The sequence below is a fragment of the Verrucosispora sp. SN26_14.1 genome (assembly GCF_004307965.1).
Classification (GTDB): Bacteria; Actinomycetota; Actinomycetes; order Mycobacteriales; family Micromonosporaceae; genus Micromonospora.
Genome location: NZ_SISL01000287.1, coordinates 1 through 7,768, shown reverse-complemented (window position 1 = coordinate 7,768; position 7,768 = coordinate 1). Strand labels below are relative to the sequence as shown.

At 72.1% G+C, this 7,768-nt stretch carries 6 protein-coding genes and 1 pseudogene; 2 read left to right on the top strand and 5 right to left on the bottom strand.

Features of this window, described 5'->3' with window-relative positions; all coding sequences use genetic code 11:
• On the bottom strand, nt 1-2,126 hold a 2,126-nt coding region (pepN, locus tag EYA84_RS21860), incomplete at its 3' end, for an aminopeptidase N (protein ID WP_131054912.1).
• A gap of 68 nt (nt 2,127-2,194) precedes the next feature.
• On the opposite strand from pepN, the gene EYA84_RS21855 reads away from it, so the two are divergent.
• Both EYA84_RS21855 and EYA84_RS21850 read left to right on the top strand, forming a co-directional pair.
• Nucleotides 2,195-2,413, top strand: a complete 219-nt coding sequence (locus EYA84_RS21855; RefSeq protein ID WP_093407559.1) for a DUF397 domain-containing protein — start codon at nt 2,195-2,197, stop codon at nt 2,411-2,413.
• Nucleotides 2,414-2,596: 183 nt separating this feature from the next.
• The gene (locus tag EYA84_RS21850; RefSeq protein WP_131054911.1) at nt 2,597-3,076 is read left to right on the top strand and encodes a DUF4383 domain-containing protein; all 480 of its coding nucleotides are present in this window, start codon (nt 2,597-2,599) and stop codon (nt 3,074-3,076) included.
• A 63-nt stretch (nt 3,077-3,139) separates the two neighbouring features.
• Here EYA84_RS21850 and obgE read toward each other — a convergent pair whose 3' ends face one another.
• The 4 genes and pseudogenes from obgE to EYA84_RS21830 form a co-directional block, all read right to left on the bottom strand.
• Nucleotides 3,140-4,588 (bottom strand): GTPase ObgE, encoded by a 1,449-nt coding sequence (obgE, locus tag EYA84_RS21845; protein ID WP_131054910.1) that lies wholly within the window; start codon nt 4,586-4,588, stop codon nt 3,140-3,142.
• A gap of 89 nt (nt 4,589-4,677) precedes the next feature.
• Nucleotides 4,678-4,932 carry a 50S ribosomal protein L27 gene (gene rpmA, locus EYA84_RS21840; RefSeq protein WP_091077796.1) on the bottom strand — a complete coding sequence of 85 codons (255 nt, stop codon included), beginning with the start codon at nt 4,930-4,932 and terminating at the stop codon, nt 4,678-4,680.
• 11 nt (nt 4,933-4,943) lie between these two features.
• On the bottom strand, nt 4,944-5,258 hold the full coding sequence (gene rplU / locus EYA84_RS21835; protein ID WP_117229528.1) for a 50S ribosomal protein L21: 315 nt from the start codon (nt 5,256-5,258) through the stop codon (nt 4,944-4,946).
• A gap of 330 nt (nt 5,259-5,588) precedes the next feature.
• Nucleotides 5,589-7,751: pseudogene (locus tag EYA84_RS21830) on the bottom strand (Rne/Rng family ribonuclease); the annotation flags it as partial.
• Nucleotides 7,752-7,768 lie beyond the last annotated feature (17 nt).

The following is a 7,768-nucleotide window of genomic DNA, read 5'->3' as shown; positions in this document are numbered from 1 at the left end:
GTGGCGGCCCGCTCCGCGCCGGCGGCGCTCGGGTCGGTGTCCGCCTCGGCGGCGATCTCGGCCGCACCGGCGGCCCCCAGCACCACCAGCCGGGCCAGGACGGACCAGCGCAGCTCGGTGTCGACGGCCAACCCGGCCGGTACGCCCCGACCGGCGAGCCAGCCGCCCAGCAGGTCGGCGTCGGTGGTCACGGCGATCAGGCCCCGCGCGGCGGCCAACTGCAACGACTCCCCCGGCGCGGCACCGTCGAGCAACCGGCGGCAGGCGTCGGCGATCCGGGCCAGGGCCGTCTGCCGGGCCGCCGGGTCGAGGTAGCGGTCGACCAGCGACCGGCTCAGCGCCAGCACGTCCTCGGCGATGATCACCTCGGTCTCGGCGGGCAGCGCCGCCTCGATCAGGTCCACCACCGCCGGCACCGGCCGTTCCCCGTCGGTGGCGGCGTCCAGCGCCTCGCCCCAGAGCAGCGCCCGGGCCAGCGGGTCGGCCAGCCGGGGCAGCAGGAGTGGCACGGCGTCGGCCGAGGCCGGGTCCAGACGGATCTTGGCGAACGTCAGGTCACCGTCGTTGGGCAGCAGGACCGCCGCCGCCGGCTCGCCGACCAACCCGGTGAGCACGGTACGACCGTCGTCGGCCTTCGGGTCGAGGTCGACCTCCTGCCGCTCGGCGGTGCCGTCGACGGCGTACCGGCCGACGCCGATGCGGTGCGGACGCAGCACCGGGTGCGACGGCGGGGCGGTCTGCACCACGGCCACCTCGGCGTACCGGCCGTCGGCGTCCAGCCGCACCTCGGACCGCAGCGTGTTCACCTGCGCCGTACGCAGCCACGGCTCCGCCCAGTCGGTGAGGTCCCGGCCGCTGGCGGCACCCAGGCTGTCGAGCAGGTCCGCCAGGGTGGCGTTGCCGAACCGGTGTCGGGCGAAGTGATCGTTCAGACCGGCCAGGAACGCCTCGTCACCGAGCCAGGCGACCAGTTGCCGCAGCACGCTGGCGCCCTTGGCGTACGAAATGCCGTCGAAGTTGAGCAGCCCCTGCGCCGCGTCGGCCACCTCCTCGGGCGCGACGGGGTGGGTGGAGGGGCGCTGGTCGGCGGCGTACCCCCAGGCCTTGCGTTGCAGCGCGAAGGTCGTCCACGCCTGGTCGAACCGGGTCGCCTCGGCGGTGACCCGGGTGCCGAGGTACTCGGCGAACGACTCGTTCAGCCACAGGTCGTCCCACCAGCGCATGGTGACGAGATCACCGAACCACATGTGCGCCATCTCATGGGCGATGGTGGTGGCCCGCTCCTCCCGCTCGGAGTCGGTGACCGCCGAGCGGAAGACGTAGTCGTCGCGGAAGGTCACCAGGCCCGGGTTCTCCATCGCCCCGGCGTTGAACTCCGGCACGAACGCCTGGTCGTACTTGCCGAACGGGTACCGCTCGGTGAAGAGCTGGTGGAACCGGTCCAGGCACTGCTTCGTGATGGTGAAGATCTCGTCGGCGTCGGCGTCCAGGTGCTCGGCCAACGACCGGCGGCAGTACACCCCCAGCGGGATGCCGTCGTGGCTGTCCCGCCGGACGTGCCAGGGGCCGGCGATCAGCGTGAAGAAGTACGTGGCTATGGGCAGCGTGGGGGTGAACTCCCAGCGCCCGGGTGCCGGGTTGGCGGCCAGCGCGCCGTTCGCCGCGACCGTCCAGTGCTCCGGTGCGGTGACCGCGAGCGTGACCGGCGCCTTCAGGTCGGGCTGGTCGAAGGCGGCGAAGATGCGTTGCACGTCGTCCAGGAAGGACATCGCGTACAGGTAGGTCTCACCGTCGGCCGGGTCCACGAACCGGTGCAGCCCCTCACCGGTGTTCGTGTACGCCATCTCCGCCTCGACGGTCAGCGTGTTCTCCTCGGCCAGCCCGGTCAGGACGAGCCGGTTGTCGTCCAAGGCGGCCGGGTCGAGGTCACGGTCGTTGAGGCGTACCGCCAGCAGGCTCGCGGGCTTCACCTCGGCGAAGGTCTCGCTGCCGGTGGCCCGGAACCGGATCGTGACCAGCGAGCGGAACCGCTCGTCGCCACCGGTGAGGTCGAGGTCCACGTGGTAGGAAACGACGGAGATCGACGCGCCACGCGCGGTCGACTCTGCACGGCTCAGGCTCGGCATCCGCTTATCCTGCCCGATGAGGCATCGAACGAGCTTCCCCAATTTCCCTGTACTGGAGGACTGACGCAATGACAGCGCACCCCAAGGGTGACTTCGACCTCTCCCGGGCGGTCTGGCAGCGGGCCGAGGGCGACACCTCGGAGGCGGCGGTGGAGGTCGCCTTCGTCGACGACCTCATCGGTATGCGTAACTCCGCCGAGCCGGACGGCCCGGTGCTGGTGTTCACGCAGGCCGAGTGGGACGCCTTCGTCGCGGGCGCCCAGGACGGCGAGTTCGACCTGGACTGAGCCCACCGCCGGTCGCCCCGGTCGGCGGGTTCGTCCCGCCGTGCCGGACCGGGGCACACGGTGCGCAGGGCCCCACCAGAGTCGTCATTTCTCCGGAGTCGCCCCCGACGGCGGCGCACATGCGAGATCGTCGGAGCCGGGGACCCACCCCGCGACGGTCGCGGGCTCACGGAGGTGACGACGATGGCGCACAGGTCGCTGGAGAAGCCGACCCGGCGCAGAACCCGCGCCCAGCTCGCCGCACTGGTGCTGGCGGTGGTCTTCCTCCTGATCGGGGTGCTCGGGTTCGTTCCCGGCATCACCACGAACTACGGCGAGTTGTCCTTCGCCGGCCACCACTCCGAGGCGAAGCTGCTCGGCGTGTTCCAGGTCTCGGTCCTGCACAACCTGGTCCACCTCGCCTTCGGGGTGGCCGGTCTGGCGCTGGCCCGCAGCGTGGCCGGGGCACGTCTGTTCCTGATCGGCGGCGGCGCGGTGTACCTGGTGCTCTGGATCTACGGCCTGGTCGTCGTCGACCAGGCGGGCGCCAACTTCATCCCGGTCAACGGCGCGGACAACTGGCTGCACCTCGGCCTGGCCCTGGGGATGCTGGCCCTCGGTCTGCTGCTCTCCCGCCGTGCGGGCACCGGCGGACGGCTGGACGACCCGCTGGACCGCCCCTGACCGGGCCCGACCACCTCGACGTGACGGTCGCCGGCAGTCGAACCCGTGTCGGCCGGTGGCGCGCTATCCGGCGTCGTCCGGTGCCGGAGCCGCCTCCACCTCGTCCACCGGCCGCTGCCGGCGCGCCTTGCGGGCCGCCAACCGCTCCGCCGCGTTGGCACGGTTCGTCTTCTCCTCCAGCCGCTCGTCGCGGCCCCGGGAGCCCGGCACGTAGTCGGCCCCGGCGTAGAGGGTCGGCCGCCAGTCGAACTCCCGGTCCGCGATGCGCACCAGGTCGCCCGGCTGGGCACCGGCCTTCGCCAGGTGCTCCTCCACGCCGAGTCGGGCCAGCCGGTCGGCGAGGTAGCCGACCGCCTCGTCGTTGTCGAAGTTCGTCTGGCGCACCCACCGCTCCGGACGGCCACCGAGCACCGTGTAGGAGCCGTCGTCCTGCACCTCGACGGTGAACCCGGCGTCGTCGACCGCCCTGGGCCGGATCACGATGCGGGTCGGCTCGGCCGGCGGCACCGCGGCCCGCGCCTGCGCCACCAGCTCGGCCATCGCGTAGATGAACTCCTTGAGACCCTCCCGGGTGGCCGCCGACACCTCGAAGACCCGCAGACCGCGCGCTTCCAGGTCGGGCCGGACGATCTCGGCGAGGTCCCGGCCGTCGGGCACGTCGATCTTGTTCAGGGCCACCATGCGCGGCCGGTCTGCCAGACCGCCGTACTCGGCCAGCTCCGCCTCGATGGTGTCGATGTCGGCCAGTGGGTCCCGGCCCGGCTCCAGCGTCGCGGTGTCGATCACGTGCACCAGGACGGCACACCGCTCGACGTGCCGCAGGAACTCCAGCCCCAGGCCCTTGCCGGTGGCGGCACCCGGGATCAGTCCGGGCACGTCGGCGACGGTGAAGGTGTGGTTGTCGACCCGCACCACGCCGAGGTTCGGCACCAGGGTGGTGAACGGGTAGTCGGCGATCTTCGGCTTGGCGGCCGAGATCACCGAGATCAGCGACGACTTGCCGGCCGACGGGAAGCCCACCAGGCCGACGTCGGCGACGCTCTTGAGCTCCAGCACGACGTCCAGCTGCTCCCCCGGCTCGCCCAACTCGGCGAAACCGGGTGCCTTCCGGCGGGAGTTGGCCAGCGAGGCGTTGCCCCGGCCACCACGCCCGCCCCGGGCCACCTCGAAGGTGGTGCCGGCACCGACCATGTCGGCCAGCACGGTGCCGTCGGCGGTCTGCACGACCGTGCCGTCCGGCACGGTGAGCACCAGGTCGCCGCCGTTGGCGCCGTCCCGGTTGGAACCCGCGCCACCGCGACCGTTCTGCGCCTTGACGTGCGGACGGAAGTGGAAGTCGAGCAGCGTGTGCACCTGCGGGTCGACCACCAGCGACACACTGCCGCCGTGGCCGCCGTTACCGCCGTCGGGGCCACCGAACGGCTTGAACTTCTCCCGGTGGATCGACACACAACCGTGCCCGCCGTCGCCGGCCTGCAGGTGCAGAACGACCCGGTCAACGAACGTCGTCACGCCGCAATCCTTCCAGCGGGGCGCTACCCCGCGTGAGAAATGACGAAGCGGGCCGGGACATCAGGTCCACGGCCCGCTTCGCCTCGAAGCTACTGCTGCGGCACGATGCTGACGGTCTTGCGACCGCGCCTGGTGCCGAACTGGACCGCACCGGCGGAGAGCGCGAAGAGCGTGTCGTCGCCTCCACGGCCGACCAGGTCACCGGGGTGGAACTTGGTGCCGCGCTGCCGGACGATGATCTCGCCCGCGCTGACGACCTGACCACCGAAGCGCTTCACGCCGAGCCGCTGGGCCGCGGAGTCACGGCCGTTACGCGAGCTGGACGCACCCTTTTTGTGAGCCATCTGAGAACGACCTACTTCCCGCTGGAGATGCCGGTCACCTTGACCTGGGTCAGCGGCTGGCGGTGACCCTGGCGCTTGTGGTAGCCGGTCTTGTTCTTGAACTTGTGGATCCGGATCTTCGGGCCCTTGGTGTGCGCGGCGATCTCGCCGGACACCTCGACCTCGGCAAGCTTGGCCGCGTCGGTCACCAGGTCGTCACCGTCGACGAGGAGCACCGCGGCGAGCTTCACCGCGTCGCCGGGGGCACCGGCGAGCTTCTCGACCTCGATCACGTCGCCCTCGGCGACCTTGTACTGCTTGCCGCCGGTCTTGACGATCGCGTACATCGGAGGCGGACTCCCTGTCGTTGAGGCTGCTGGCGGTCGTCCCCGCGGCGGCTCGCCGGGTAGCAGAGGCACGGCGGCGCGGGCACACGGGAACTCGGCACACCAAAGTGCGCCGCAGGCTAGCGTACGCCATGGTCGCGGCCGGTCCCAAACCGGGCCACCCCCACCGGACCGGGCCACCGCTCGGCCACCACCCGGTCACCGGCCGTGGCGTCACCCGGCCGGCCGCACCCGCGTCACGATACGCCGGAGCCCCGCCCGGCGGACGTCACCGCGGGCGGGGCTCATCGACGTCGGTGCGGTGGACCGGTCAGGTGCACCGCAGCGTGCTCAGGGTCGGGTACGGCGGCGCGCGCCACCACGCCGGGAGCGACGGCGGCCGGTGCCACCCTCGGCACCCTCCTCCTCGTCGCTCTCGCCCAGCGCGTCCGGGTCGTCCGGAGCGGCCAGCCGGGCCGACTCGCCCTGCTGACTGTCGGCCACGTCCGGGGCGACCGGCGTCTCCGTCTCGTACCGGGACAGGTCGTAGCCCATCGTGTCGTGGTAGTCCGCGTCCGCCGTGGCGGTGGCGGTCTCCTCGGTCTCGGCGACCTCTACGACGGTCCGCTCTGCGGCGCCCTTGCGGCCCCGACGCCGCGACGAGCCGCTCGTCTGCTCGGCGGCCGGCGTGGCCGTGGCGACCGCCTTCACCTTCTCCGGGCCACCGGACCGTGGCTTCTCCGGCACCGGCTCGGTGTGGATGACCAGGCCGCGACCCTTGCAGCAGTCGCAGGTCTCGCTGAACGCCTCCAGCAGCCCGGCGCCGATCCGCTTGCGGGTCATCTGGACCAGACCCAGCGAGGTGATCTCGGTGACCTGGTGCTTGGTGCGGTCCCGGCCCAGGCACTCGGTCAACCGGCGCAGCACCAGCTCCCGGTTCGACTCCAGCACCATGTCGATGAAGTCGATCACCACGATGCCGCCGATGTCCCGCAGCCGCAGCTGACGGACGATCTCCTCGGCCGCCTCCAGGTTGTTGCGGGTGACGGTCTCCTCCAGGTTGCCGCCCGCCCCGGTGTACTTGCCGGTGTTGACGTCGACCACGGTCATCGCCTCGGTCCGGTCGATCACCAGGTGACCGCCGGAGGGGAGGAAGACCTTGCGGTCGAGCCCCTTGAGGATCTGCTCGTCGATGCGGTGCGCGGCGAACACGTCGGTGGTGCCCACGTGCCGGCGCAGCCGGGCGACAAGGTCCGGCGAGACGTGCGACAGGTACGACTCGACCATGTCGTAGGACTGGTCGCCCTCGATCACCAGCTCGCGGAAGTCCTCGTTGAACAGGTCCCGGACCACCCGGATGACCAGGTCCGGCTCCTCGTAGAGCAGCACCGGCGCGCCACCCTCGGTGGACTTGGCCTGGATGTCCTCCCACTGCGCCTGGAGCCGCTTGACGTCACGGGCCAGCTCGTCCTCGCTGGCGCCCTCGGCGGCGGTCCGGACGATCACGCCGGCACCGTCCGGCACCAGCTTCTTCAGCACGTCACGCAGTCGCTTGCGCTCGGTGTCCGGCAGCTTGCGGCTGATCCCGGAGGCGTTGCCGCCGGGCACGTACACCAGGTGCCGACCGGAGAGCGCGACGTGACTGGTCAGCCGCGCGCCCTTGTGCCCGATCGGGTCCTTGGTGACCTGCACCAGCACCGAGTCGCCGGACTTGAGCGCCTGCTCGATCGAGCGGGCCCGCCCCTCCAGGCCGGTGGAGTCCCAGTTGACCTCGCCCGCGTACAGCACGGCGTTGCGGCCCCGGCCGATGTCGACGAACGCCGCCTCCATGCTCGGCAGCACGTTCTGCACCTTGCCGAGATAGACGTTCCCGGCCATGGTGCCCGCCGAGTTGCGGGTGACGTAGTGCTCGACCAGCACGCCGTCCTCCATGACGGCGATCTGGGTGCGGTCACCGCGCTGGCGTACCGCCATCACCCGGTCGACCGCCTCGCGGCGGGCCAGGAACTCCGACTCGCTCAGGATCGGCGGGCGGGTCCGGCGCTGCTCGCGGCCGTCCCGGCGGCGCTGCCGCTTGGCCTCCAACCGGGTCGAACCGGAGACGCCCTGCACCTCGTCGACCGTGCGGCGCGGCTCCCGGATCTTCACCACGGTGGGTACGCCGTCGTCGGCGCCCCCCTCGGTGTCACCGGCCCCCCGGCGGCGGCGCCGACGCCGACGCCGGGTCATCCCGTCGCCGTCGCCCTCGTCGCCGCTCTCGTCGGACTCGGTCTCGGTCTCGTCCGCGTCGCTCTGGACGGCCTCCTCGGCCTCGTTCTCGTCGGTCTCGTCGAAGTCCTCGGCGCCACCCTTGCCCCGGCCCCGACCCCGACGGCCACGTCGACGGCGACGCCGACCCGAGCCGTCCTCGTCCTCGTCGTCGGCCTCGTCGGCCTCCGCCGCGGGCTCCTCCTCGACCTCCGCCTCGACGGCGGGCTCCGGCTCGGGCTCGCGCCGACCCCGGCGACGGCGCCGGCCGTGTCAGCGTCGGC